Source organism: Ruminococcus sp. OA3, assembly GCF_022440845.1.
GTDB lineage: Bacteria > Bacillota > Clostridia > Lachnospirales > Lachnospiraceae > Ruminococcus_G.
Window position 1 is genome coordinate 1,148,736 of record NZ_JAKNTO010000001.1, and the last position, 25,793, is coordinate 1,174,528.

The 25,793-nt window shown below is 45.1% G+C and carries 18 protein-coding genes, 3 tRNA genes and 1 rRNA gene; 17 read left to right on the plus strand and 5 right to left on the minus strand.

Annotated elements, in window-relative coordinates; genetic code table 11:
- Window positions 1-48: 48 nt before the first annotated feature.
- The 7 genes from MCG98_RS05255 (at window position 49) to MCG98_RS05285 (ending at window position 5,973) form a co-directional block, all read left to right on the plus strand.
- Window positions 49-2,942, plus strand: a 23S ribosomal RNA gene (locus tag MCG98_RS05255).
- 205 nt (window positions 2,943-3,147) lie between these two features.
- Window positions 3,148-3,219, plus strand: a tRNA-Asn gene (locus MCG98_RS05260).
- Window positions 3,220-3,227: 8 nt separating this feature from the next.
- Window positions 3,228-3,299: transfer RNA gene (locus MCG98_RS05265), tRNA-Glu, on the plus strand.
- 52 nt (window positions 3,300-3,351) lie between these two features.
- Window positions 3,352-3,423, plus strand: a tRNA-Cys gene (locus MCG98_RS05270).
- 776 nt (window positions 3,424-4,199) lie between these two features.
- Window positions 4,200-4,508: a metalloregulator ArsR/SmtB family transcription factor gene (locus tag MCG98_RS05275; protein WP_240300745.1), complete on the plus strand. Its 309-nt coding sequence runs from the start codon at window positions 4,200-4,202 to the stop codon at window positions 4,506-4,508.
- A gap of 79 nt (window positions 4,509-4,587) precedes the next feature.
- A complete protein-coding gene (locus tag MCG98_RS05280; protein WP_345891624.1) occupies window positions 4,588-5,601 on the plus strand; it encodes a permease in 1,014 nt (337 codons plus the stop codon).
- An 18-nt stretch (window positions 5,602-5,619) separates the two neighbouring features.
- On the plus strand, window positions 5,620-5,973 hold the full coding sequence (locus MCG98_RS05285; RefSeq protein ID WP_240300746.1) for an MTH895/ArsE family thioredoxin-like protein: 354 nt from the start codon (window positions 5,620-5,622) through the stop codon (window positions 5,971-5,973).
- 321 nt (window positions 5,974-6,294) lie between these two features.
- Here MCG98_RS05285 and glnA read toward each other — a convergent pair whose 3' ends face one another.
- Window positions 6,295-7,722, minus strand: a complete 1,428-nt coding sequence (glnA, locus tag MCG98_RS05290; RefSeq protein ID WP_240300747.1) for a type I glutamate--ammonia ligase — start codon at window positions 7,720-7,722, stop codon at window positions 6,295-6,297.
- A gap of 15 nt (window positions 7,723-7,737) precedes the next feature.
- Window positions 7,738-8,256 (minus strand): L-2-amino-thiazoline-4-carboxylic acid hydrolase, encoded by a 519-nt coding sequence (locus MCG98_RS05295; RefSeq protein WP_240300748.1) that lies wholly within the window; start codon window positions 8,254-8,256, stop codon window positions 7,738-7,740.
- A gap of 201 nt (window positions 8,257-8,457) precedes the next feature.
- Here MCG98_RS05295 and MCG98_RS05300 point away from each other — a divergent pair, with 201 nt between their 5' ends.
- The 4 genes from MCG98_RS05300 (at window position 8,458) to MCG98_RS05315 (ending at window position 14,754) form a co-directional block, all read left to right on the plus strand.
- The gene (locus MCG98_RS05300; protein ID WP_240300749.1) at window positions 8,458-9,168 is read left to right on the plus strand and encodes an alpha/beta hydrolase; all 711 of its coding nucleotides are present in this window, start codon (window positions 8,458-8,460) and stop codon (window positions 9,166-9,168) included.
- Window positions 9,169-9,540: 372 nt separating this feature from the next.
- Window positions 9,541-9,810, plus strand: coding sequence for an MATE family efflux transporter (locus MCG98_RS05305; protein ID WP_240300750.1), 270 nt, complete (start codon window positions 9,541-9,543; stop codon window positions 9,808-9,810).
- A gap of 231 nt (window positions 9,811-10,041) precedes the next feature.
- Entirely contained in the window at window positions 10,042-12,501 is a 2,460-nt protein-coding gene (locus tag MCG98_RS05310) for an LPXTG cell wall anchor domain-containing protein (RefSeq protein ID WP_240300751.1), read from the plus strand.
- 156 nt (window positions 12,502-12,657) lie between these two features.
- The gene (locus tag MCG98_RS05315) at window positions 12,658-14,754 is read left to right on the plus strand and encodes an EAL domain-containing protein (protein ID WP_240300752.1); all 2,097 of its coding nucleotides are present in this window, start codon (window positions 12,658-12,660) and stop codon (window positions 14,752-14,754) included.
- Here MCG98_RS05315 and MCG98_RS05320 read toward each other — a convergent pair.
- Window positions 14,751-16,202 (minus strand): GntR family transcriptional regulator, encoded by a 1,452-nt coding sequence (locus MCG98_RS05320; RefSeq protein ID WP_240300753.1) that lies wholly within the window; start codon window positions 16,200-16,202, stop codon window positions 14,751-14,753. The two genes, MCG98_RS05315 and MCG98_RS05320, sit on opposite strands and share 4 nt — an antisense overlap.
- Before the next feature lie 355 nt (window positions 16,203-16,557).
- Between MCG98_RS05320 and MCG98_RS05325 the strand changes: the two genes are divergently transcribed.
- The 3 genes from MCG98_RS05325 to MCG98_RS05335 all read left to right on the plus strand — a co-directional run bounded on the left by MCG98_RS05325 (window position 16,558) and on the right by MCG98_RS05335 (window position 20,306).
- Window positions 16,558-19,191, plus strand: coding sequence for a response regulator (locus MCG98_RS05325; protein WP_240300754.1), 2,634 nt, complete (start codon window positions 16,558-16,560; stop codon window positions 19,189-19,191).
- Between the two features lie 105 nt (window positions 19,192-19,296).
- Window positions 19,297-19,776, plus strand: a complete 480-nt coding sequence (locus tag MCG98_RS05330) for a MarR family transcriptional regulator (protein ID WP_240300755.1) — start codon at window positions 19,297-19,299, stop codon at window positions 19,774-19,776.
- Window positions 19,777-19,793: 17 nt separating this feature from the next.
- On the plus strand, window positions 19,794-20,306 hold the full coding sequence (locus tag MCG98_RS05335) for a flavodoxin domain-containing protein (RefSeq protein WP_240300756.1): 513 nt from the start codon (window positions 19,794-19,796) through the stop codon (window positions 20,304-20,306).
- Here the strand turns inward: MCG98_RS05335 and MCG98_RS05340 are convergent.
- Together MCG98_RS05340 and MCG98_RS05345 are read right to left on the minus strand one after the other, a co-directional pair.
- The gene (locus MCG98_RS05340) at window positions 20,240-21,580 is read right to left on the minus strand and encodes a sensor histidine kinase (RefSeq protein ID WP_240300757.1); all 1,341 of its coding nucleotides are present in this window, start codon (window positions 21,578-21,580) and stop codon (window positions 20,240-20,242) included. The genes MCG98_RS05335 and MCG98_RS05340 overlap by 67 nt on opposite strands.
- Window positions 21,574-22,293: a LytTR family DNA-binding domain-containing protein gene (locus tag MCG98_RS05345; protein ID WP_240300758.1), complete on the minus strand. Its 720-nt coding sequence runs from the start codon at window positions 22,291-22,293 to the stop codon at window positions 21,574-21,576. The genes MCG98_RS05340 and MCG98_RS05345 overlap by 7 nt, the downstream gene beginning before the upstream one ends.
- A gap of 175 nt (window positions 22,294-22,468) precedes the next feature.
- Here MCG98_RS05345 and MCG98_RS05350 point away from each other — a divergent pair, with 175 nt between their 5' ends.
- Genes MCG98_RS05350 through MCG98_RS05360 form a run of 3 tightly spaced genes read left to right on the plus strand, consistent with a single transcriptional unit; the run spans window position 22,469 to window position 25,763 of the window.
- Window positions 22,469-23,212, plus strand: coding sequence for an ABC transporter ATP-binding protein (locus MCG98_RS05350; RefSeq protein WP_240300759.1), 744 nt, complete (start codon window positions 22,469-22,471; stop codon window positions 23,210-23,212).
- 1 nt (window position 23,213) lies between these two features.
- Complete coding sequence (locus tag MCG98_RS05355) at window positions 23,214-25,319, plus strand: FtsX-like permease family protein (protein ID WP_240300760.1); 2,106 nt, start codon at window positions 23,214-23,216, stop codon at window positions 25,317-25,319.
- A 9-nt stretch (window positions 25,320-25,328) separates the two neighbouring features.
- Complete coding sequence (locus MCG98_RS05360; protein WP_240300761.1) at window positions 25,329-25,763, plus strand: hypothetical protein; 435 nt, start codon at window positions 25,329-25,331, stop codon at window positions 25,761-25,763.
- Window positions 25,764-25,793: the final 30 nt, after the last annotated feature.

The following is a 25,793-nucleotide window of genomic DNA, read 5'->3' on the forward strand; positions in this document are numbered from 1 at the left end:
CGAAAGCATCGCAAGTACCGACTGTTCCAAACGCTATTGGAGCAGGAAGGTCAAACAAGAAAGAGCGCAGGGTGGATGCCTTGGCACTAAGAGCCGATGAAAGACGTGATAAGCTGCGAAAAGCTTCGGGGAGGAGCAAATATCCTACGATCCGGAGATCTCTGAATGGGGAAACCTGCATACCCAAACGGTATGTATCCATACGCCAATTCATAACGTATGGAGGGGAACCCGGGGAACTGAAACATCTAAGTACCCGGAGGAAAAGAAAGAAACATCGATTTCCAAAGTAGCGGCGAGCGAAATGGAAGGAGCCTAAACCAGCATGCGAGCATGCTGGGGTTACGGACTGCAGAAAGTGACTTCAATGCTAGTAGAATGGTTTTGGGAAAGCCAGCCAGAGAGGGTGAAAGCCCCGTATACGAAAGCAGGCGAGAGCGAGCAGGATCCAAAGTACCGCGAGACACGAGAAACCTTGCGGGAAGTCGGGGGGACCACCCCCCAAGGCTAAATACTCCTTAGTGACCGATAGCGCATAGTACTGTGAAGGAAAGGTGAAAAGGACCCCGGGAGGGGAGTGAAAGAGAACCTGAAACCCTGTGTTTACAAACTGTGGAACCACTTTACAGGTGGAACCGCGTACTTTTTGTAGAACGGTCCGGCGAGTTACGCTGGCTGGCAAGGTTAAGCACTTCAAGGTGTGGAGCCGAAGGGAAACCAAGTCTTAAGAGGGCGAAATAGTCAGTCAGAGTAGACCCGAAACCGGGTGATCTATCCATGTCCAGGTTGAAGTTGCCGTAAAAGGCAATGGAGGACCGAACGCACATCCGTTGAAAAGGGTGGCGATGAGGTGTGGATAGGGGAGAAATTCCAATCGAACCCGGAGATAGCTGGTTCTCCTCGAAATAGCTTTAGGGCTAGCCTCATGAGAGTCTTTTGGAGGTAGAGCACTGAATTTCCTAGGGGGCGTCAAAGCTTACCGAAGAATATCAAACTCCGAATGCCAGTAAGATGATTCATGGGAGTCAGACTATACGAGATAAGTTGGATAGTCAAAAGGGAAAGAGCCCAGACCACCGGCTAAGGTCCCAAAGTGTGTGTTAAGTGGAAAAGGATGTGGGATTTCGAAGACAACTAGGATGTTGGCTCAGAAGCAGCCATACATTCAAAGAGTGCGTAATAGCTCACTAGTCGAGAGGTCCTGCGCCGAAAATGTCCGGGGCTGAAACACAACACCGAAGCCGTGGGATGGTAGCAATACCATCGGTAGAGGAGCATTGAAGACGCGAAGAAGCGGTACCGTAAGGAGCCGTGGAGAGTCTTGAAGAGAGAATGCCGGAATGAGTAGCGAGAGAGAGGTGAGAATCCTCTCGGCCGAATATCCAAGGTTTCCAGAGTAAAGCTGATCTGCTCTGGGTAAGTCGGGGCCTAAGGCGAGGGCGAAAGCCGTAGTCGATGGACAACAGGTTGAGATTCCTGTACTGCAAGGTAACAGAACTGTGGGGACATATGTGGAAAGTGCAGCCCTGGAATGGAATCCAGGGGCAAGCGAGGTAGGAGTAAGGCAGGCAAATCCGCTTTACAATCCGAAGGCGTGATGCGGACCGAAATAAAGTAGGGAAGTGCATGAGCCATGTATCAAGAAAAGCCGCTATTGTTTACCGTGTACCCGTACCGTAAACCGACACAGGTGGATGAGGAGAGAATCCTAAGGCCGACGGAAGAAGCATTGTTAAGGAACTCGGCAAAATGACCCCGTAACTTCGGGAGAAGGGGTGCCATCGAAAGATGGCCGCAGAGAATAGGCTCAAGCAACTGTTTAGCAAAAACACAGGTCTATGCAAAACCGAAAGGTGAGGTATATGGGCTGACGCCTGCCCGGTGCTGGAAGGTTAAGAGGAGAGGTTAGCCGCAAGGCGAAGCTTTGAATTTAAGCCCCAGTAAACGGCGGCCGTAACTATAACGGTCCTAAGGTAGCGAAATTCCTTGTCGGGTAAGTTCCGACCCGCACGAAAGGCGTAATGATTTGAGCACTGTCTCGACAATGCATCCGGTGAAATTGAAGTACCAGTGAAGATGCTGGTTACCTGCGCCAGGACGGAAAGACCCCATGGAGCTTTACTCCAGCTTGATACTGGGATTCGGTATTGCATGTACAGGATAGGTGGGAGACGAAGAAACACGAACGCCAGTTTGTGTGGAGTCAATGTTGGGATACCACCCTTGCAGTATTGGATTTCTAACCAACAGCCGTGACCCGGCTGGGGGACAATGTCAGGTGGGGAGTTTGACTGGGGCGGTCGCCTCCGAAAGGGTATCGGAGGCGCTCAAAGGTTCCCTCAGAATGGTTGGAAACCATTCGCAGAGTGCAAAGGCAGAAGGGAGCTTGACTGCGACACCGACGGGTGGAGCAGGTACGAAAGTAGGACTTAGTGATCCGGTGGTTTTAAGTGGGAATGCCATCGCTCAACGGATAAAAGCTACCCTGGGGATAACAGGCTTATCACTCCCAAGAGTTCACATCGACGGAGTGGTTTGGCACCTCGATGTCGGCTCATCGCATCCTGGGGCTGTAGTAGGTCCCAAGGGTTGGGCTGTTCGCCCATTAAAGCGGTACGCGAGCTGGGTTCAGAACGTCGTGAGACAGTTCGGTCCCTATCCGGCGTGGGCGTAGGATATTTGAGAGGAGCTGACCTTAGTACGAGAGGACCGGGTTGGACTGACCACTGGTGTACCGGTTGTTCCGCCAGGAGCATGGCCGGGTAGCCAAGTCGGGAAGGGATAAACGCTGAAGGCATCTAAGCGTGAAGCCCCCCTCAAGATGAGATATCCCATACGTAAAGTAGTAAGACCCCTTGAAGACGACGAGGTAGATAGGGCAGAGGTGGAAGTGCAGCAATGTATGGAGCTGACTGCTACTAATCGGTCGAGGGTTTGACCTGAGCACGCAAAGCGTGCGAAGGTCGTTCGATAGAGCAAAGCGAGATCGAACTTCCCCTGCATAAGCAGAAGGAAGGAAGAGAAGCGGAGATCGAATGACCCGAAAGAAGACGGTAGAAGCGTGGATGGATGTAATAGTGTATGCGGTTTTGAAGGTATATCCTTCATCAAATAAAAAGACCTGCTGAAAAGCAGGATAAAAGATGTTCCTCGATAGCTCAATGGTAGAGCATTCGGCTGTTAACCGAAGGGTTGTTGGTTCGAGCCCAACTCGGGGAGCTTTTTTCGGCTCCATGGTCAAGCGGTTAAGACACCGCCCTTTCACGGCGGTAACAGGGGTTCAAATCCCCTTGGAGTCATTAAAAAACACTTGCATCATTTTCAAAAAGTGTTAATATAATAATAGAGTAAGGCGCAGTAGCCAAGTGGTAAGGCATAGGTCTGCAACACCTCGATTCACCGGTTCAAATCCGGTCTGCGCCTCTTGAAAAGCATCGTATTTACGGTGCTTTTTTATTTTGTGTTTTATTTTGTGTTGCATAGTTTTTCAAAATGACTGTTTGCAACGCTGTTCATTTCTTCGCTTTTATCATCCACTTGTCATTTTCCTGTATGATCATGTTTTCGCATACATGGACAATATTACGGTGAATGTTTTTGCTGTGTAAGGCACAGATCTCTCCGCGCCTCATCGGACCGAAAGCTGCGAGTAAGATCGGAAGATATGTGTTCGTAATATGTAGGCGTCTCTTAACCCGTATAGTATTATTTACTGTCCCTGGTTGCTGCCGGGGTTATTTGTTTGTTGCGACACAATTCCTGTACCCGTTTCCATGTATCGAGGTCAATAGTTGCTTTGTGGGTGTCACAAACACAAGATGCTTTTCTTCTGGATTGTAGCACTTCTTTTTGGGCTTGTAGGATTACTTATAGATCTTGAAGTTCACCGTATGCCCTGTTATCTCCGACGTGCCTGGCAGAATAATATACCCGTCAATGAGTATTTTACGGGCAAAAGCCGAGAGATTTTTCGTCGAAAATTAATTCATCTTTTCTTCGACTAACGCCCTTTCTTCTTCTGTCATACGGACGATAACTTAAACAATCCTCTTTAAGAAGTTGATTTTAGGTAAAAAAATATTGCAGCCGTTATGTACCAAACTAAAAGCAATGACAGCAACACCTCATTTTCATATTGACAAATATCAATGTGAAGTATATAATTATAAAATGAAAACAGGTAGAAAGGAGAGTATGGAATGACCGAGAACGAAAAAAACGCAAGGATATTCAAAGCCTTTTGCGACGCAAATAGATTGACAATTTTAGGTTTGTTACAAAGTGGTGAAAAATGTGCGTGTAAGTTACTGGAAGAACTCAATATTGGACAGCCGACTTTATCACATCACATGAAAATATTGTGTGACGCAGAAATAGTTGTTGGACGTAAAGAGGGTAAATGGACGTACTATTCTTTTAATACAGAGGGGATTATCCGCGCAAAAGAACTTCTGAATCAAATTACAATCGTAACAAGCGATGCAAAATGCAACGGTACAGACCAATAAGCCGCCAAAAATAACGGCGGCTTATATATCAACATCATATCGACACATAGAAATATATAGATGAAATGGAGGCATTTTCTTGGGAGGTATTAAATTATTTTGGGACTTTTTTCAAAATCAAGTATTGGGTATGAAGTGGCTCAGTGAAGTAATAGGCAGCGGTTTATCTGCTGTTGGCCTAAACATTGAAAGTCAAGTAGGCGCAAGTATTCAATTTTTTCTTTATGACACAATTAAAATCACGGTTTTGCTTTGTGTTTTGATTTATTTGATTTCCTATATTCAAAGCTATTTTCCACCCGAAAGAAGCAAGCGAATATTGGGGCGTTTTCATGGTGTAGGTGCAAATATCGTCGCGGCTTTACTTGGAACAGTTACCCCGTTTTGTTCCTGTTCGTCTATCCCTTTATTTATCGGCTTTACAAGTGCGGGCTTGCCTTTAGGTGTGACATTTTCTTTTCTTATCTCGTCTCCTATGGTTGACCTCGGTTCTCTTGTCCTGCTAATGAGTATATTTGGTTCAAAAATCGCTTTTATCTATGTTCTAGTAGGTTTGGTTATCGCGGTTGTCGGCGGCACAATCATTGAAAAGCTACACATGGAAAAATACGTTGAGCATTATATTAAAACGGCGGGAAGTGTAGATATTGAAGCCCCAGATTTGACAAAACGAGATAGGTTCAAATATTCGTGGGAACAGGTTGCAGCAACTTTCAAAAAAGTATTTCCTTATATTCTGATGGGCGTTGGCATCGGTGCGTTCATTCATAACTGGATACCGCAAGCATGGATTGAAGCTGCGCTCGGAAGCAATAATCCATTTTCTGTAATTTTGGCTACGCTTGTAGGCGTACCGATGTATGCGGATATTTTTGGAACAATCCCTGTTGCCGAAGCCCTATTTGCCAAAGGCGCACAACTTGGCGCAATTTTATCTTTTATGATGGCAGTAACCACTCTGTCCTTACCGTCCCTTATTATGTTACGAAAGGCGGTAAAGCCGAAATTGCTTGCCCTGTTCATTGGTATCTGCACAGGTGGTATTATCATTGTTGGTTATCTGTTTAACATATTTCACCATTTTCTTATTTAATGAAAGGAGATTATCTTTATGTTACTATTTGGAAAGAAAAGCAAAAAAGAAGAAACATCCTCTTGCTGTTGTGGAGGTAATTGTAATGCTGAAAGTATGGCAAAAGCAGAACAGGCAAAAGAAGAGGGCGCAAGCGTTAAAATTTTAGGAAGTGGCTGCGCAAAATGCAATCAGCTTGAAAACGCCACAAGAACGGCGTTAGAACACCTTAACATGGATGCAGCTATCGACCATATCACTGACTTTACACAGATAGCGGCTTATGGCGTAATGACTACCCCTGCCCTTGTCGTTGACGGAAAAGTCGTATCTTATGGAAAGGTACTCAAGGTTGAGGAAGTAATGAAAATCTTGCAAAAAGCAAGGCGGTGATTTACAAAGTGAGTTGCCCGAATGTCAAAGCATGTGCTTGTCCCAAAAAGGCGTGGCCTAATAAAGGGAAATGATGTGCTCGCGTAATCAAGCATAGGGAAACAGATAGTTTGACATATTGTTTGTTTCTGGATAATGAGTGCGATAAAAGCCTTAGAAATTTTTTGATGAAACTAAACATGATAAAGCTGCTCAGATTGCAGATCTCCTATCCTCGGGTCATATCAGGTTTTCTTGTGAAATGGGTAGAACAGGCAGAAGATACGCTCAAAGTATCATCTGCCTGCTCGGGTTTGATTATCCCAAAAGCCGTCGTATTACTTACAGATCATAATACTTTTCAAATTCTACTGGGTGGGGAATCTGTGAAATTTCCAGGCATTCCCCGCGTTTTCTCTTCAGCCAGATTTCGATCAGGCGTTCGGGAAATACCCCGCCAGCCGTCAGGTAGTCATGGTCAGCTTCCAGGGCATCCAGGGATTCATCGAGCGTTTTGGGAAGAGCCTGTATTTTGGCCTTTTCTTCCTCTGATAAATCATACAGATTGCAGTCATAAGGTCCCCAGCCATTTTCAGATGGATCTATCTGATTCTTAATTCCGTCCAGCCCCGCCATCAAAATTGCAGCATATGCATAATAGGGATTTGCTGTCGCATCCGGGTTCCGGAGTTCAAAACGTTTTGCCTTCGGAGACTTTGCATAAGCAGGAATGCGGATGACAGCGCTACGGTTTGAGGTTGCGTATCCGATCGTGACGGGCGCTTCATATCCGGGAACAAGGCGTTTAAAGGAGTTTGTGGAGGGATTGGTAAAGGCACAAAGAGAAGCGATGTGTTTCAGCAGACCGCCGATAAAATAATGTGCTGTCTTACTCAGTCCGGAATATCCATTTTCATCATAGAAGACGGGTTCCCCTTCTTTCATCAGAAGCATATGTACATGCATTCCATTGCCGGCCTCTTTATAAATTGGTTTTGGCATGAAAGTTGCAGTTTTGCCTGCCTGTACGGCCGCATTCTTGATGATATACTTTGTGATCATGGTTTTATCTGCCATATCAACCATATTACCCAACTCTACCTCGATTTCCATCTGTCCGGAACCACCCACTTCATGATGGTGGTATTTGACATCAATGCCCCAGTCCTGCATGTACATGCACATCCGGCTTCTCAGACTGTACGCAATATCATGAGGTGCTGAGATATGATAGCCTCCGCTTTTTGGTACCTGGTAGCCCGCATTTTCAGGAGATTCTGTACCGCTGTTCCAGGCTGCCTGTTTTGTATCCACGGTAAATGAAGTCTTCTGAGGCTCAGTCATGTAACTTACATTGTCAAATAAATGAAATTCAAATTCCGGCCCGATCAGCATTTCATCGGCGATGCCTTCAGATTTCATATATTCCAGCGCCCGAAGACTGACGTTCCGGGGATACTGATCAAAGGGGAGATTTTCTTTACCGATCACGCAGACGTTTCCGCACATGGTGAGTGTGGGAATCTCTGTAAAGGGGTCAATCACTGCAGTGCCCGGGTCGGGTATAAAAACCATATCACTTTTTTCTACCGGAGCGTAGCCGTAGTTTGAACCGTCAAAGCCGATACCGTATAGGAAGATATCATCATTGAATCTCTCTACAGGAATGGTGATATGTCTCCACCTTCCGTCGAGATCCGTCATCTTAAAATCAATCATCCTGATTCCATTGTCGTCACATAACTTTCGGATGTCAGTGCTGTTTAACATAATGCTTCCTCCCAATCAATCGTTTTTTTCTGTTTTCCGTTTTTTCTTTATATAACGAAGTGCGCAGATATCGTCGCCTTTCGCTATGCATTCAGGCAACTTCAGTACACTGTCATAACATGCACCGATGCCATGGTCGCCGCACATGGCGATGTCACATAAGACAGCAATTTCATCATCTGTGCAGCCTGCCTTCTGCCACGCCTTGACAAGGGGGCAGTAATGAAAATTAAGGAAGAGTTCTTCGTCCGTGCTTTTTAGTACTTTCATCTCAAATACCCATTGTGCAGGTTTTGTAAATAACGTTTTTTTTAGTCCCTTCAGGCTTTTTGTCCGACTTTTACGGACCAGCCCTTTTCCCTGGGTTATCCCGCATCTTCTAACGGCTGCCGAGCCGAAGTCCCGCCAGTCAAGCCCTCTCTTACCTGCCTCATCACACAGCAGATAAAGCCATAAAGCCCTGTGCTCAAGCTGTTCTCTGATAGCTGCGATCAATTTGTTCTTGATGCTTGGTTCGTTTTTTATCCTGCTCATATTTCCCCCAATCTTTTTTAACTCACGAAATGGTGTACCTCAAGCTTTGTATAGGTTTCTCCCTATGTTAATTTTACAATAAAAATGGAGGTTTTAAAACAATAAACTGAATATATTTGTAAAAGTTATGGAACTCAAATTGACAGATTTTATTTTCGGGTTTAGAGTATAAGAACAAGAACGTCCGGAGGAGGTGGCAAAATGGATATGAAGCTTCATTATACAGAGCATGGCGCGGGGGAGCCGCTGATACTTCTGCACGGAAACGGGGAAAGCAGCGCATATTTCGTTCATCAGATCAATTACTTTTCAGACAAGTTTCGGGTAATCGCCATCGACACACGGGGACATGGAAAGTCGCCAAGGGGAGAGATGCCTTTTACAATCCGGCAATTTGCGGAAGATTTAATGGAGTTTATGGATGTGCATCTAATAGAGAAAGCAAATTTGCTGGGGTTCTCTGACGGTGGGAATATTGCGCTTATATTCGCGTTGAAACATCCTGAAAAAGTTAAATGCCTGATTCTGAATGGGGCGAATTTGGATACAAAAGGTGTGAAAGCTTCTGTACAGGTTCCAATTGTGGCAGGCTATAAAATAGCTTCTTTGTTTGCCGGCATAAGTGTACAGGCTAAAAGAAATGCCGAAATGCTGGGTCTGATGGTCAATGATCCCGATATTAATCCCGACGAGCTGAAAGTACTGGATGTTCCGGTGCTGGTCATAGCGGGGCAGAAAGATATGATTAAGTATGAACATACAAGATTAATTTATGAAAGTCTGCCGAATGCGGAGATTGCAGTTATTCCCGGAGATCATTTTATTGCAGATAAAAATTCGGGGACCTTCAACCGTATTGTGGGTGACTTCCTTCGTAGAACAGGAGATCACCTTCTTGATAATTCATGCTGACAGATATAATGTTGAGGGAATGCACCTGCATGGGCATGGCGAGAACTTTGGCCGCTTAAATAAACGGGAGATGGACGGTATTAAAAATCTGCTGCGCACAGACAGGAATTCATTATTATGATGGATAAGAGCGGAAATACCAGGTTTTCAAATGAAAAGGACTGTTACAGGTTATGTACCATTGTAATAATGATGAGCATGCTTTGAGAACAATGGAAAAGTTAATACAGATGTATCTGTACGGAATCGTCTTATAAGAGGCGGCTCCTTTTTTTATTAAACAATATTGAACTTATATTCAATATGATATGAAAGGTTTGTACAGATTGAATTATCTGTTCAGATAAATTAAAAAACAGGAGATTTTAAAACATGAATGAAAAGAAGACAAAAATGGAACTGCTGGGTGAGGAAAGAGTGCTCCGTGCCCTGGTAAAATTGAGGATTCCCACCATGATCGGGATGTTAGTATCCGTTTTGTACAATGCAATCGATGCATACTTTGTCGGCGGGCTTGGGATCAGCCAGATGGGGGCGGTTTCGGTCGTGTTTCCCATTGTACAGCTGGTGATCAGACTTGGTATGATGTCTGGAGCCATGTATATCCAGGCTTTTGGGGAAAGAAGATTATCGGGGAGCTGACAAAGTGGCATCGACCGCCGCCGTCGTTACGGTTTTTTTGCTGCTCAGACAGGTAAACATCTGGGATTAAAACAGAAGTGGAAGGAAAACATACAGTAAAAATATTAAGAAAACCTAATACCGGACCGATTGTTTGGGAAGAAGCTACCAATTATAATAAAAATAATGTATTTGAATAATGTATGAGGCAATGAAACCTCATGCAAAAAGACATATCGGAGGGAGAATAGTATGGACAGAACAAAAATGGTTTTTAGAAAGCTGCTATCCGTGGCGTTGTGCCTGTGTATGGCAGTTACCATGATATCTGCGGCAGCATATCCGGCAGTGGTAGAAGCTGCCCAGGAGATGGAATGGGATGGCACGCTGACGGATTTATCCAGCGGGATTTATTACATTCCAAAAGGCAAGACGGTAACGACAAAGGGTTTGGTTATTATCGGGGAGAATGCCGTACTGAGAGTAGAGGGGAGCTGGATTCTCCAGGAACAGGGCGAATTCAGTCTGTTGGGAAGCGTACAGTGTGCAGGGGGAGAGATTATTCTGGAGTCTGCATATGAGCCTTGTGTTTCTTACGTAAATCCAATGGCAAACCTTGAAAGTATAACGCTGAAATCTGGTCGGCTGCACAACAAGGGGGGGTCTGTGGGCCGTGTTGAAATCACCGGCGCCGCGACAGAATTTATCAATTATGATGGTGCCAGCATAAACAGTGTCCTTATGACGGACGGATGGCTGTCCAATGATCAGGACGGATCTGTAATTGAGGATGTTGTGCAGACAGGGGGAACGCTGTATAACTGTGCGGGAGGGACCATCAATAATATAGCAGTCCAGAGCCAATCTCAAAACAATAATATTGTTTTTGACAATTATAAAGGCGGAATCGTAGAGAAATTGACAGTATCCGGTGATGCGGGATACAACATCTATAATCGTAACGCCGAGAGCGGTGGTGTACCCGTTATCAGAGAGCTGTATATGGATCCGGGATATTACTGGGTTTACAACGACTATAACGGTCGGATCGACAAGGTATATGCCAGAGGGGAAGGCGGCGCCAAACCTGAACTTGTGAATAATTACGGTGCCAGTATCGGACAGGCATTTATGGGTAATAAGAGTGTGGTATCCAACCGTACCTATACCAACCAAAACACAAATACAACAAAGTCGGGAACGATAGAAGAACTCTATCTGTTCGGAGAGGTGACGGTGGATAATCTGGGTGAGGCAAGTATAGGCAGCCTGTATGCGAATGTGCCTTCCGGCTATACCCACTGGCTGACAGGCATTACGGATGATTCACCGGATGCGGGTGCGATAGGAAGTCTTTATTACAAGATTGAGAAACAGCCCGATACTGCTGATCTGATACAGATAGGCCAGGAGAATACAGTTGCTTTGGGCGGAATAGGTAATGTATACGGGAGAACCGATTCCTATGATGGTGTATACGGCGTGTACGGCGAAGATGTGAGGCTGACACCGACCGTACCAGCAGAAATACGCAACAATACGAATGGATTGGATGACGTACCGCTGGAATCCGACGGTGCGGGAGGATTTATCCTCCCTGTAACAGCTCAGAACGCCTGGCTGTCGGCCAGAGTCTATTCCGGTGATGCCACTTTGTCAGGTTTTACTTACCGCATAGACGGCGGAGAACCGATCGAAGTACCCGGTTTTGCGCCTTCAACAACTGAATACACCCTTGTTCTGCCGAGAACAGTTTCACCGGACGCCAGGATTTCTCTCGATGGAACTCTGAATGATCCTGCTGCCCGGGTAAAGGAAAATGTGCCTCTGGCACTGAGTTTTGGTACGCACGTATATGAAAATCCTGCGTATATGACGATACAGGCGGAGGATGGTTCGGAGAATACTTACAAAGTCAGGGCAGGCATTGAACCAGACCGGCCGAATTTTGAAGATTCATCGGTAAAAGGCCTCGAAAACGGAGCTTACAGACAGAATGAAAAGCCTGTAATTACGGCGGTTGGGGCAGGCATGGATAATCAGGAACCGGTAATGGGTGATGTGAGGTATATCCCGGCAGCATGGCAGGTTGACAACGGCAAAATACTTGCGGGTACCTGGGGACAGAAGCCGTATACTTCAGAGATCGATATGTCAAAACTGAGTATCGGGGAACATACACTTTCGGTCACGTTCAGTCAGCAGATGTTTGGAGAACTGAGTTCTGAAACGGGCAACTTCGGATGGGGTGACACGGGTGAGGGACCGGAGGGAGGTTTTGTGATTCCTGTTGCATTTACGGTAAAAGCGGAAGAGAAAACTTCAGAATATACCCTTACGGTAGAAAACGGAACCGGATCAGGCGTATACCCTGCAGGTGAAAAAGTCACCATTAAGGCGGACACAGCGCCGGCAGGAAAAGTATTTGACAAGTGGGTTCTGGGAAAAGACAGTTCAGGTAAGATTACGAGCACAACCAGGCAGCAGACAACGTTCACCATGGGCGAGGGAGATGCCACAGTAACCGCGACCTATAAGAATAAAACTTCAGGTACGGGAGGAACTGGAGACACAGGCAATAAGACCACCACAGTCAGGAGTCCGAAGACAGGAGATGCGTCAATGTCCGTATGGATGCTTATGGCGTTTATGATGGGCTCAGGTGCACTGGCGGCTGTTCTGTGCAGCAGGCGCAGAAGAAAAAATAAATAGTGAAATAAATAGGAGCCTCCCGGGTAATCCGGGAGGCTTCTTAGAATCTGGAATTATCTGGAAGATAAAAATTTAAACGGTGTTCTGGGTTAACAAAACCTGCAAAAACCTGTATAATAATCTAAAAGTTCAGGGGTATCTGGGGGCAGGAGAAATATGGAACGATTCCGAAAGATTCTTAATAATAATATATTTATCTTTTCTGTAAGGCAGGGTCTTTTACTGACCATACCTTTTTTGATGATTGGTTCTTTCTCGCTGGTCATTATGAATTTTCCAGTCAGTGCGTGGCAGGAATATCTGTCGTCTGTGGCCGGGGGTACGATCCACATGTTTCTGATGGGCATGTATCAGGCAACATTTGGTTCCCTGTCGTTTATCTTTGCCCTGATGATATCCTTTGCATACGGGGAGGAACAAAGGGTTTATGAGAATACACACGTGTTCTTTCCGGCAGTCACCCTGTGCTCCTTCATTGCATTTTGTTATCCCAGCGGCGGACTGTCGATCTGGGGTCCAGAGTGGAGTTTTACCGCTATTTGTATTACGATTGTCAGCTGCTGGCTGCTCACGGTTTTTTACCGTCTGGTTTCTCTGCATCAGCGGCTTTACACTGTCGGTGTGGCATATAATTTTAATGCATCCATGCAGAGCCTGGTTCCTGCAGTACTGACGGTAGCTGCCTGCGGTGTATGCGGTGTCATTCTGTTTCTGATTTTTGATGATACTAATATTATGAACTTTGGTTCTTATCTGTTTATGCGCCTGTTTGGAAGCATGGGGAACGGCCTGGCATCCATGCTGCTCTACATCGTCCTGTCTCACGTACTGTGGTTTTTCGGGATTCATGGAACGAATACACTGGAAGCCGTCTCAAGAAGACTGTTTGAGTCTGAGATACTTATGAATCAGGACATGCTGGCACAGGGGCTGATTCCCACACACATTTTCAGCAAGACGTTCCTGGACACCTTTGTATTCATAGGGGGATGCGGCAGTACTCTTTGCATGATACTGGCATTGTTTCTGGTAGCCAGGAAGAAGAACAACCGGCGTCTTGCAAAGCTCTCACTTCCAGCCGTTGTTTTTAATATTAATGAACTGGTATTGTTCGGTTTCCCTATCATATTCAGTGCGGATATGATTCTTCCGTTTATCCTGACGCCTGTGGTGCTGACCGGGATTAGCAGTCTGTCCATGTATCTTAACCTGGTACCTGTTGCAGCGCAAAGCGTGGAGTGGACCGTTCCGGTGTTATTCAGCGGATATATGGCGACAGGATCGGTGAGGGGGAGTCTGCTGCAGCTTGTGAACCTCGCAGTGGGTACACTCATCTATATTCCCTTTATTAAAAAGAGTGAGGATATTCAGGAAAAAGAATTTCTGAGTAAGATTAAGAAACTGGAAACTGCAATGAACCAGGAACAGCATTCAGTATGGATGCAGAATTTTCATTGGAAGACATATGAGAATCGGCAGACTGCAAAACTGCTCACTGCGGATCTGCAGTACGCGCTGTCGAAAGGGGAACTGCAGCTGTATTATCAGCCTCAGATCCACCATGATGGTACACTGTATGGATGTGAAGCACTGCTGCGCTGGAACTATATGGGGCACTCGTATATTTATCCGCCTCTGATCATCGCCCTTGCTGTGCAGTCGGGGTTCATCGATTCCCTGGGGCTTTCGATTATTCGTCTGGCTTGCAAGGATATGAAACAGGCAGAGAGGGAACTTGGGTATCCCATAACATTTTCTGTCAATATTCTGCCGCTTCAGCTTGAGACCCCCGGTTTTGCCCGGAGTGTCAGTGAGATCATGAAGGAGACAGAAGTTGACAGCAAATATATGACGATTGAACTGACAGAACAGGTTGCACTGAATCCGGGGCCAGTTCTGGAAAAAGAACTGGAAGCATTAAAAGATGCCGGTATCCGCATCAGCATGGACGACTTTGGAATGGGGCATGGTTCACTGAACTATCTGAATTCAACCCACTTTGACGAAGTCAAAATAGACGGGGCCCTGATCAAACGCCTCCCGGATCATGCGCAGACCTGTGAACTGGTGGGAAATATTATGAACATGTCTCAGATACTGCGGGTGGATACGGTGGCTGAGTGTGTTGAGACTGAGGAACAGGTCAATATGCTTGAACACCTGGGATGTGAGATTTACCAGGGATATCATTACAGCAGGCCGCTTCCGCTGGACGATTTTATCCGGTTTTTGGATCCTTTAAAGAAATGTTAAGGTCCGTACAATACGATGTTCTCAAGGTTCGTTATGCCGCCCGCTGACAAAATCTGTTTTGTGATCATGAAAGCGACTTCTACCAGACGGTAGAAGGAGCAGGCAAACTGAGAAGCATTACGGTTCTTACAGCTTTTTACTATGTCCTGTGCAATTTCATGCCAGCCGGTAAGATGCCGGGATTCGGCATTTTCGAAGCGCAGTATGCTTCCGTTTAACAGCTGGAGAGTTATCTTTCCGTAGATTTCCTGCAAAGCATATAATGGGCAATGCCGTACGACCGCCTGCAAGGTATTGCTGAGTACTGCCTCGAGGGCTTCCTTATCATCTTCCCGGGTGGCGGCATCGCGGATAGATTCCAGAGTTTCAGAATCAAAATATGGGAACGTATAGTTGATGACAGGATCATTGAAAGCCGCAAGCATCTGAAGGATTTCTAAGAAATCTTTGAAATAGCCGTCAGACATAAAACTCCCCGGTTTTTGAAGAACTTCTGTACCGCAGCTGGAAATAACCATACTTCCTCTGCCGTTTAAGGTCTGTAAGATGCCGAGTTCATTCAGCATACGAATCGTGCGCCGCATCGTACTGACAGAGACATGGTAAGTAGATGCCAAATGATGATAGGGAGGCAGAAAAGTTCCCGGCTGATAACGTCCCTGATTGATTTTGCAGATGATATCCGTTGCGATCATATCAATATATCGAATCCGTCCTTTGTTCGGTTCCCAGATAAATGGTGTTGCCGGGGTATTACTGGAGGGAGGCAATACATTTTCAAAATACTGATCGATCTTGTTGTGAAACGCCAGGCTGAGCTGAATTAAGTGCTGTTTCGATAAACGTAGATTTCCATCTCGATACTCCTGCATGCACTGTTGGAATCCTGACAACACATGCTGTATGAATTGACTGGTCGTTTTTTCTCCGTCAAGAGCCTGAAGTATGTCTAAGAAAGCGCTGCCGGAAAACGACAGAATATCATAAAAAAGGCTTAGTAAGGCCTGGCTGCCAGATGCCCTGATTGATTGAAAGAAAGAATCGTAAAGGCGTTTGACATAATATGTGTTTTTCCGACCGGGCGCTGCGGCTTCCACTAAGCTGTCATCCAGATGTGAAAAACTATAGAAACAGAGTGCAGGGGAGATAAGCTCCAGTGTTTTGTTCAGGTCTTTCAACGCTGTCATTCGCTCCCTGAATATATCTGATTTAAGATAATCAGGATAAGGTTTACTTATAATATCAGAAGATTTTTTGCGGTTTATTTTGATGAGTCCCGCTTGTTCAAGCATCTTAAGAGCGCGCTGAGCAGGGCAATACGAAACATCATATAACTGTGCGATTTCCATGACTGAAGGAAACGGTTCCGCATCGTCAAAAAAGCCAATCTGTATCTGTGTAGCAAGATCACGGTAGATTGTCTGCTCCTGGCTGTTTGAATTTGTCATTTCGTAATATCCTTTCTAAGATCAGTTTGTGATGACCGGGGGCTAACATCTATATCATACCACATATTTTTTTTCCATTATAGAAAAACTGACAATAATCTGACAGAACATTAGATATTGTACGATATCAAACATGAAAAATCACCCGGGCGATTTTGCCCGAGTGATTTTTATATAAATTCTTGAATTTATCAATTTGGTAATTTGGTTGTAATAAAAAATGCTTTTTGCTATAATTGATATTATCAAATGTTATATAATATGAACAAGGTTGTATGAGAAAGATTACAGGAATGATGAAAGCACTGGAATTGATAAGCATATAAATTTTTTACGGCAAAAGAACGGGGTTAAAATGAATGGACGGGAAGTAGAACAGGAGGATGCGGTAAGCAAAAAGATATACTGGTCAGGCACGGTCATATTACTTGGACTGTTACTGCTTTTTTTGATTGTTATGCTTTTCAGCAACAACAAATTGGCATCACAGATCAGGCTGCTTACGGAGCATCCATTTACTGTAAATGGAGACATCAGCGATGTAAAGACTGATCTGGCGCTTATGCGTATCCGAACGGAACGGCTGCAGTCCTATAATCAGGCTGCGGACATAAAAATTGTTGAGGCGGCACTGAATGACCTCTATACAGACATAGAGGGATTGATCAGTGAGATTGACGCTTTATACCTGGGGCCGGACGAAGACATAGACGAGCTCAGTGACACTTATAAGGCTATCAGTGAGGGGCAGAGGCATCTCCTTCGATTTGCTGCACTGCCGGATTCTACGAATGATACGATTGCTGAATATGAAGAGGAACATCTCTACCCTCTCTACGAAAAATTTGAAAAGAGTGCAGAGAGGATATTGACATATGTACGAAATACACAGCAGAGTATTTTCACTTCTGCGGATCACATGAGTAAGTTAACGGTTGTGTGGGCATTTGTCATTTTCTTTGTGATGTCAATAGCACTGCTCTTTTTTCAGTCATCAGTCAGAAAGATTAATCTTCGGCTTTACCAGAAAAACTGCCAGTTCGAGATTCTTTCTGATACGGTAGATGAGGCATTTCTGATCTTTGGGACGGAGGAGATAGAATGTGATTTTGTTTCAAACAGAACAGGTAAAGTTTTGGGTCTGTCTGCTGACCGACTGCGGAAAGACCGTACACTGATCTACCAGTATATGAGTAAAGAAACAGCAGAGGAAATACACAGGGAAATATATTCAGGGATGAAAGAATCCTGGGATAAGGTGATCGAATATTATGATCCGCGTAGTACAGAACCTCATTGGCTGCAGGTGTGCTTCTATCGGATCAGCAGTCAAACAGAAATAAAATATATTATGACCCTGACTGACCGTACGGAAGAACATCGTGCAAATCTCGTCCTGCAGGATGCGCTGGTAAATGCACAGAATGCCAATAACGCAAAGCGTGATTTTCTTTCCCACATGAGCCATGAGATTCGTACACCGATGAATGCGATCATAGGTATGACGACAATCGCTGCCGCATCTACTCAGACCCCCCGCAGGGTGGAGGACTGCCTGGAGAAAATCAGTTATTCTTCCAAGCATCTGCTCATGCTCATTAACGATGTGCTGGATATGTCAAGAATTGAGAGCAACCGCATAAAGATTAGAAAAGAACCATTTGAACTATACCAGTTCCTTAATTCTTTCGTCTCTGTTATTTTTCCACAGGCAAGCAGCAAGGGGCTGGAATTTATTGAAAAAACAACTGATTTTACAGAACATACAACGTATCTTGGAGATGCCCTGAGGCTCAATCAGATTCTTTTGAATCTGGTTTCAAATGCCGTCAAATTTACGCCCGGCGGAGGAAAAGTAAACCTGGAAGTGAAACGTCTGCCATCCCGCGGCAGGAAAAGCTGGATTCGTTTTGTTGTATCGGATACCGGAATCGGGATGAGTAAAGACGCGCTGGGGCGTCTTTATACACCGTTCGAACAGGCAGATGCATCGATTGCACAAAAATACGGAGGTACCGGACTTGGCATGCCCATTACGCAGAATCTGGTATCGCTGATGGGTGGATACATTGACGTTAAGAGCAGGCCTGATGAGGGTACAACATTTACTGTGGAATTGCCATTTGAGCAAAGTGAAGTCGATCTACAGCCGTTTCATGAGAAAACACTGGAATCTCTTCATGCCCTTGTGGCTGACGATGAACAGGACATCTGTGAGCATACGATATTACTGCTGAACAAGATGAAGATTAATGCGGAGTGGGTCCTCAGCGGAAACGAAGCGGTTGAGCTGGTGATTTCAGCTCAGGAGTCGGGACAGGGGTTTGACGTCTGCTTCATTGACTGGAAGATGCCGGACCTGGACGGTGTGGAGACTACACGGCTTATCAGGGAAAAGGTAGGGTGGAATACTCCCATTATTATCATCTCAGCGTACGACTGGACTGACATTGAAGAAGAGGCGCGTGCGGCTGGAGCTGATGCTTTTATCTCCAAACCTCTGTTCCAGTCCTCGATCTACAACGTGATCGTAGGGGTCACAAACGGAGCTTTTGGCATGGCAGAGTCAAATGAAAAAACAATGGGAGACTTTCTTTCTGGAAAGCGGCTTTTGCTGGCGGAGGATAACGCGCTGAATATGGAAATTGCCGTGACACTGCTGGAAATGAATGGGGCAGCAGTGGAAGGGGTTGTGAATGGTGCGGAAGCTGTGGAACGTTTTCTGCAGACAGAACCGGGCTATTTCGATGCTATTTTGATGGATGTTCAGATGCCGGTCATGGATGGCTGTGAGGCAGCCAGATGTATCCGAAACTGTGCACGCGCAGACGCAATTAGTATTCCGATCATCGCAACAACAGCCAATGCCTTCGCTGAGGACGTTTCCATTGTGCTGGCTGCAGGGATGAATGCCCATATCAGTAAGCCGCTTGATATGGGACAGCTTTGCACCATGCTTTCCCGGCTGTGTGATAATACTGATGACTAAAGAAAATAAAATAAATCATTGACAAATACAAGAAAAGGTAATATATTACTTATAAATGTAATGTATTACCTTTTTGTGTGGAAACTAAGCGGAGGGGAGAAGCCTATGAAATATATATACGAAGATATGCAGAAGAACCCGGTAGATTTCGGTGAGATGGATAACAGCTTTTTCCTGATCGGGCTACTGAATCAGTTTGTAAACCGGTTTCAGGTAGCAGGGGACCGTTTTTTTAAGGATATCAGCTGGAAACAGTGCTTTGTACTGATCTGTATCCGTTTCTTTGAAAATCCGCCGACGCTTAAAGAGCTGTCGGAACTGATGGGGAGTTCACATCAGAACATCAAGCAGATGCTACTTAAACTGGAGAGGGCAGGATATATAGAGTTTATTCCTGATGAATCTGACAAGAGAAAGCGCAGGATAGTTCTCACAGAAAAAACACACCGCTTTACCGAGGAACATGATGCACCCAGTTCGGCGTTTATGGAGCAGCTGTTTCAGAACGTTGAGAGAGAAAATCTGGAAATCACGGTAAAGACGATCATGAAACTTGATGAACAGCTGAAACGTATGAAAGTATGAGCAGGAGGAGACTGAGAATGAAAAGATTAGTAGTGTATCAGAGCGGGACCGGTTTCACCAGGCAGTATGCCATGTGGATCGCAGATGCATTGAGCTGCAGGGCGGTGGATTTAAAACAGACAACAGAAAATATGATAAGAGAGCATGAGCAGGTGATCTTTGGCGGCTGGATCATGGGAAATATGATTCGGGGTCTGGATAAAATAAATAAAATGAATCCGGGGCACCTGTATGTGTTTGCAGTCGGCTCAACTCCGGATGACATTGTAGATACGGTTGAGATAAAGGAGCTGAATCATCTTGGGGATACCCCGTTTTTCTATATGCCCGGGGGATTTCGTTTTGAGCAGCTGAATTTTATGACACGGAGAATGCTGAAAATATTGAAAAGATCAGCTGCTAAAAAGGAAAACAAAAACCCTCAGGAACAATATATGGCGAATGCGCTTGGAACATCTTTTGATCACTCGGATAAAAAGTACACGGAACCTCTGCTGGCGTGCTGTTTGAAGGATAGCTCCCCTGTCTGAATCAAAATTACAACGGTGAATCTGTCCTGTGTGTACTGAATGTCAATTGCCCCATGGTATTTTTCAACGATCCGCCTGATATTGACGGTTCCTATGCCATGTAATTCCGGATCTTTTTTATCTGTTTGAAATCCGGTGGAAGTTTCCCTTATTTCATTTTCCTTAGAGTTCACGATCTCGTAACTGAAATAGTTATTGTTACAGCGTGTTTTAACATTGAGGAACCGTTTGGAAACATCCTGTATCTTCAGGCAGGACTCAATTGCATTATCCAGCGTATTGGCGAACAGGGAACACAGGTCAATATCATCGATGGGCAGATTCTCGTCCAGATCAACCTGCAGATGGCAGTGGATCCCATGATCTTTTGCAAACTGTTCCTTTGTACTCAACACGGCATTGACGGTACTGTTGGGACAAAAATTTTTTGCCGTCGTGATGAATTCCTGATTGAGCCTGTTCAGATATTGACCTGCTTTATCATAGCTCTCATTCTGTAGCAATGTGCTGACGATGTTCAGGTGATTTTTCATGTCATGGCGCAGTCCCCTGATGGCCTGCTGGTTGGATTCCATTTCCTGATAGTATGCCTGCTGATACTGATAAGATTCCAGCTGCATCTCAGTCCGTACTGTTTTTGCCATGTGGGTGCACAGACAACAGCATCCCAGATTCGTGATCAGGCTGGCAATACATGCGGGATAAGCGATGTAGGATGTCTGTGAAGTGGAATTGTAAATTACCGTAATGATACCAATAAAAGAAGCCAGTGAGACCAGATCGATCAGAAACCATATCTTTCTGGTCAGGTCGCAAACGGCACAGGGGATCCACTTCTTCATGAAATACCAGATGACGAACCAGACCGGAATCCGCAGCATCATGGTAAAGGAATGGAGAATCGTCTGGCCTGCCGGGGACATGTGTCTGTTGAAGCCGTACATCCAGATCAGAGAACCTATGTCCTGCAGGATATAAGAGACAGCGGCGATGATGGGGAACAGCAGAACAGCGACGGAAAGCTTCAGATACAGATCACTCCTGTGAAAAAGAAATAAAATAATGATCAGCGCAGCAAAGGCACCGAAGGTTCCTGTGATCTCTCCAGGGTATATTATTGCATTGGAAAGATATGTGATCAGAAAAATTTCGATAAGCACCAGAAATCTGTTATCCCTGCGAAGGGGAATGAACTGCCTGAGGATTAAAAAAAGCAGTGTCCCGTACGTCATGGATAATATCCAGTTTACAATAAATTCAATGGTATTCAGCATGACATATCCTCCTGGTGCAGCATATATTTTGCAAAAGCGATGGAAAGAGCCTGCTTACAGGTTCGGCTGACGGGCAGAATTTCCCCGGCTACGACCGCGGTGTTTCCCTTTATTTCCTGCAGGTATTTCAGGTTGACCAGGTACCGGTTGTGTATGCGGACAAAGCCGCCTCCAAGCTGAAGTTCCACATCGTTTAGCTTTTGATAAAAGTCATAACTTTTTTCTGATGTAACGGCATGGATGATGCGTTTGTCACTGACAAAATATGTTACAGAAGAGAGCGGTAGACGGATACTGCCGCTGCGCTGTTCAATGACGTAATATTTTTCGAGTGAAAGATCCAGTGATTCCAGTGCTGTATGCAGTACTGAAACGATTTTACTCTGCTCGTAAGGCTTTATGATGTAATTCAGGGCACGTACTTCATAGCCCTGAAACACGAAATCCGGGTGGGAAGTCACGAATATGATTTCTGACTGCTTATTATACTTTCGTATTCTTCTGGCAGTTTCTATACCATCCAGTTCCTTCATTTCTACATCTAAAAATATAATCTGAAAGTCTGAATGCTCCAGAGAATCGAGCAGCTCTTCACCGCAGGTGAATTCTGAAATATCATGATCGATACCGCACAGATCAAGCTCTGTACGAACGATTCTTTTCAGATCATTTCTAAACACTCTTTCATCATCACAGACAGCCAATTTCAACATATCTAACCCTCCGGTAATACTTTGAATTACAAACAGTATGATTTGTGTTCACATTATAACATAAGTTGCAGAATTTTACATAAAAAGTGTCAAACTTAGCATGTCGCTCTCTCGCAATAAAGTACGTTTTTTTATAAAATAAATGTCAGAAAGAGACATACGGGAGGAAATTAGAATGTTAAAAGTAGAGCATCTGTGTAAGAGCTATCAGACGGGAAAAGAAACCTATGAAGTGTTAAAGGATGTATCATTTGAAGTTGGTGAGAGCGAGTTTGTTGCGGTGATGGGACCTTCCGGTTCTGGGAAAACCACACTTTTAAACTGCATTTCATGTTTTATCCCTTTTGAAGAGGGGACGATCAGCCTGAGAGATGACGCCCTGTCAAAATTGAACGAGAAGGAAATTGCGAAGGTTCGAAATGACAAACTGGGTTTTGTTTTCCAGGACTTTATGCTGTTGGACGGTCTGACAGTATTTGAAAATGTTTGCGTACCGAAATCCATCAGAAAAGAGCCGTATGAAAAAATGGAAGAAAAGGCCGGAAAGCTTCTGGAGATGTTTGGGATCAGGGATATAGCCGGCAAGTATCCGGCTGAGATTTCGGGCGGTCAAAAGCAGAGGACTGCAGTTGCCAGGGCATTGATGAATGATCCGCTTTTAATCCTTGCAGACGAACCTACAGGTAATCTGGACAGCCGTTCCGGCGAGGCGGTCATCAGGGCGTTTCTGGATGCGCAGAAGAAACTTGGCGCCACCATATTCATGGTAACCCATGACAGCTTTTCTGCGAGTTACTGTGACCGTGTGATCGTGATGAAAGACGGCCATATCTACAGGGAACTGTTAAACAAAGGCGACAGGCGGATGTTTATGGAGGAACTGCTTGGCGTATTAAGGGAGCTGAATGGAGGTGAGTGAGATGACGCTTGGGACAATATGGAGCATGCTCAGAAAAAGAAACAAGGGGGATTACCGTCAGTTTGAGTTCTGTATGACCTTCTCAGTACTGCTGATGACCTCTCTTCTGATGATGATATGCTCTCCGCTGGTCCAGAACTCTCTGCCGGCAGGAGGAGACAGTGGAAAACAGGCATATCTTATCTGCGGTATCGCTGTTGTGGGCTGCTTTATCTTTTCAGCATATGCGGCGAGGCTGTTTCTTCGCTATAAGAGCCGGGAAATCGGAATCTTCATGGCACTGGGCGCCCAAAGAAATGTGCTGTCGAAAGCATTAACACTGGAACTGGGGAAGATCATTGGAATGTGCACGGCGGCAGGTATTGTGCTGGGGGCTGTGATTGCGCTTATCGTCGGTAAGGTGATGGAGATACTGACAGCCGATGTCCGGGAGGCGGGATTTAAATTTACAGTTTCCGGCTTACTGCTCTCTGTTTTGTATGCGGCGTTTCTGTTCCTGATCATTCAGTTTCTGGCACGGCGGGCGATGAAGAGAACAAATGTGATAGATGTTATCAACGAACAGAGAAAACAGGAGCCGATGAAAAAGTCGGTATCAAAAAAGTATGTGATCAGCGGGGTTATTCTGACAGCAGCCGGCCTTTTCGGAGCCATTTTTTTGGAACAGATAGCGGTGTATGCTTTTGGGACATGGCTGGGAGGCTGGACAAATGCATGTTATCTGCTGATTGTGCTGGGGGTATATCGGATGCTGGTATATGCGGTATCCAGCCATAAAAAAGGGAAAAATCCACAAAAGTACTATGATAATCTGATCGGCTACGGAATGGTAAGATTCCAGGGCGCATCAGTCGTAAAAAACATGCTGGTCATTACGCTTCTGATCTTTGGCGCATTATATGCGATCTCTTATATCCCGTCCAATCTGGGAGCGGGGAGCGAACTGGAAGATGATTTCTCTTACCGGTACTTAAATGATGCGGATGAGATGACAGAATCTGAAGTGATGCAGCTGGCAGAAGATTATGGGATATCGGTGGAGAATTACCGGGAAGGTGAATTTATCCGGGTCGCAGGCAGCGGTACAGAGCGGGATATGGGGGACGACAAAAAGCTGCTGGAAATTTATTATGATGAATATGCAGAGTATGACTGCACCAGTGCTTCGGAGTATGAGAAGATGACGGGAACGAAGCTCCATATTCCTGAGGGTGGATATTATCAAATTGAGGGCCGAGGAGCATATGAAAATATCTGGTATCATTTTGGTGATATGGATAAGCTGTATAACCGAAATGAAGAACGGTTTTTACCTATGCAGTATCTGGGAAACGTCACGTATCATGCTCTTGTCATTGGTTCAGACAATGGTATGGACCAGGGAAGCCGCTTTGTATTAAATGACGGAGATTTCGCACGGTTGAAACGCGGTCTTCCCAGGGAAAAACGGGAGACTCAGGTTCTGTTTAAAACGAGCGGGGAAGTAAAGAAGATGGCAGATTTCTCAAAAGCGTTTTATCAATCTTTTGTGGAGGGGATGTCCGGAGATATGAATGTAATGGGGTACTATAACTCCATGGAGGAAAAGAGACGCGAAAGTGATTATATTGATATGATGGGAGAGGCCGTGGTGGATCCGGAGAATCCTTTGAAAGAAACCGACTGGCAATATGATCCGCTTATGAGTCCGCTTGTAAAACAGCAGACGATCATGGCACTGGCAAACAGGCTGCTGTTGTTTGGATATGTCTTCCTGATATGTTTTGCAGCTGTGGGAATTATAGGATTTACGAGGAGTCAGAGCACGGGAATCACCAATGCACAGATATTTGAGGATATCAAGCGGTTGGGAGCAGACAGAGTCTACAGAATCCATCTGATGAAGCATCAGATTCAGAAAGTATTTGTGCTTCCCACGGCAGTGGGCATCGTCCTGCTGCTGATATATGAAGCGATGATGCTCTATACAAATGATAAGCAATTTTCGGTTCAGGATATAAAGCTCATGTTTATCCTGGCTGGACTCGGTCTGACGGCAGCACTGTACCAATATCTGATATACAGGGTGTCAGTGAAAAAAGTATGCGCACTGCTCAAATTAAACTGATCAGCCGGTATGGACAGAAGAAGACAATTTTACAGAGTCTGTTTTGACTGCAGCGATGAGTTTATCATTGTCCCCGTGAAATTGATGCGGCAATTGCTGGCAGGAATGAGAACGACAGACCGGTTGGGTATCGCTTATACAGATATGTTCCCGGACGGATATACGGAGTATCTGATAAGGGTACTGAACAGCAACCGGCACCTTCCGCAGTTTGCCTACCGATATATCAGGGAAATTCCAATCCGTGAGAGGGATATTATACGGATTCTGGTGAGACAGCTGCAAAGCCTGAAGGTGAATGGAGTGTACTGTTTTGCAGAGATAAGATATTCACAGTGCAGTGAAAAACGGCATAGATTGGATTTGAAATATACGCCGGGGCTCCTCAGGCTGCAACAGGAGACAGACGGGATTTTCTATTATGAACCGTCATGTACGCTATAAACAAATGGGAATCAAGTCTAAAGCGGACGT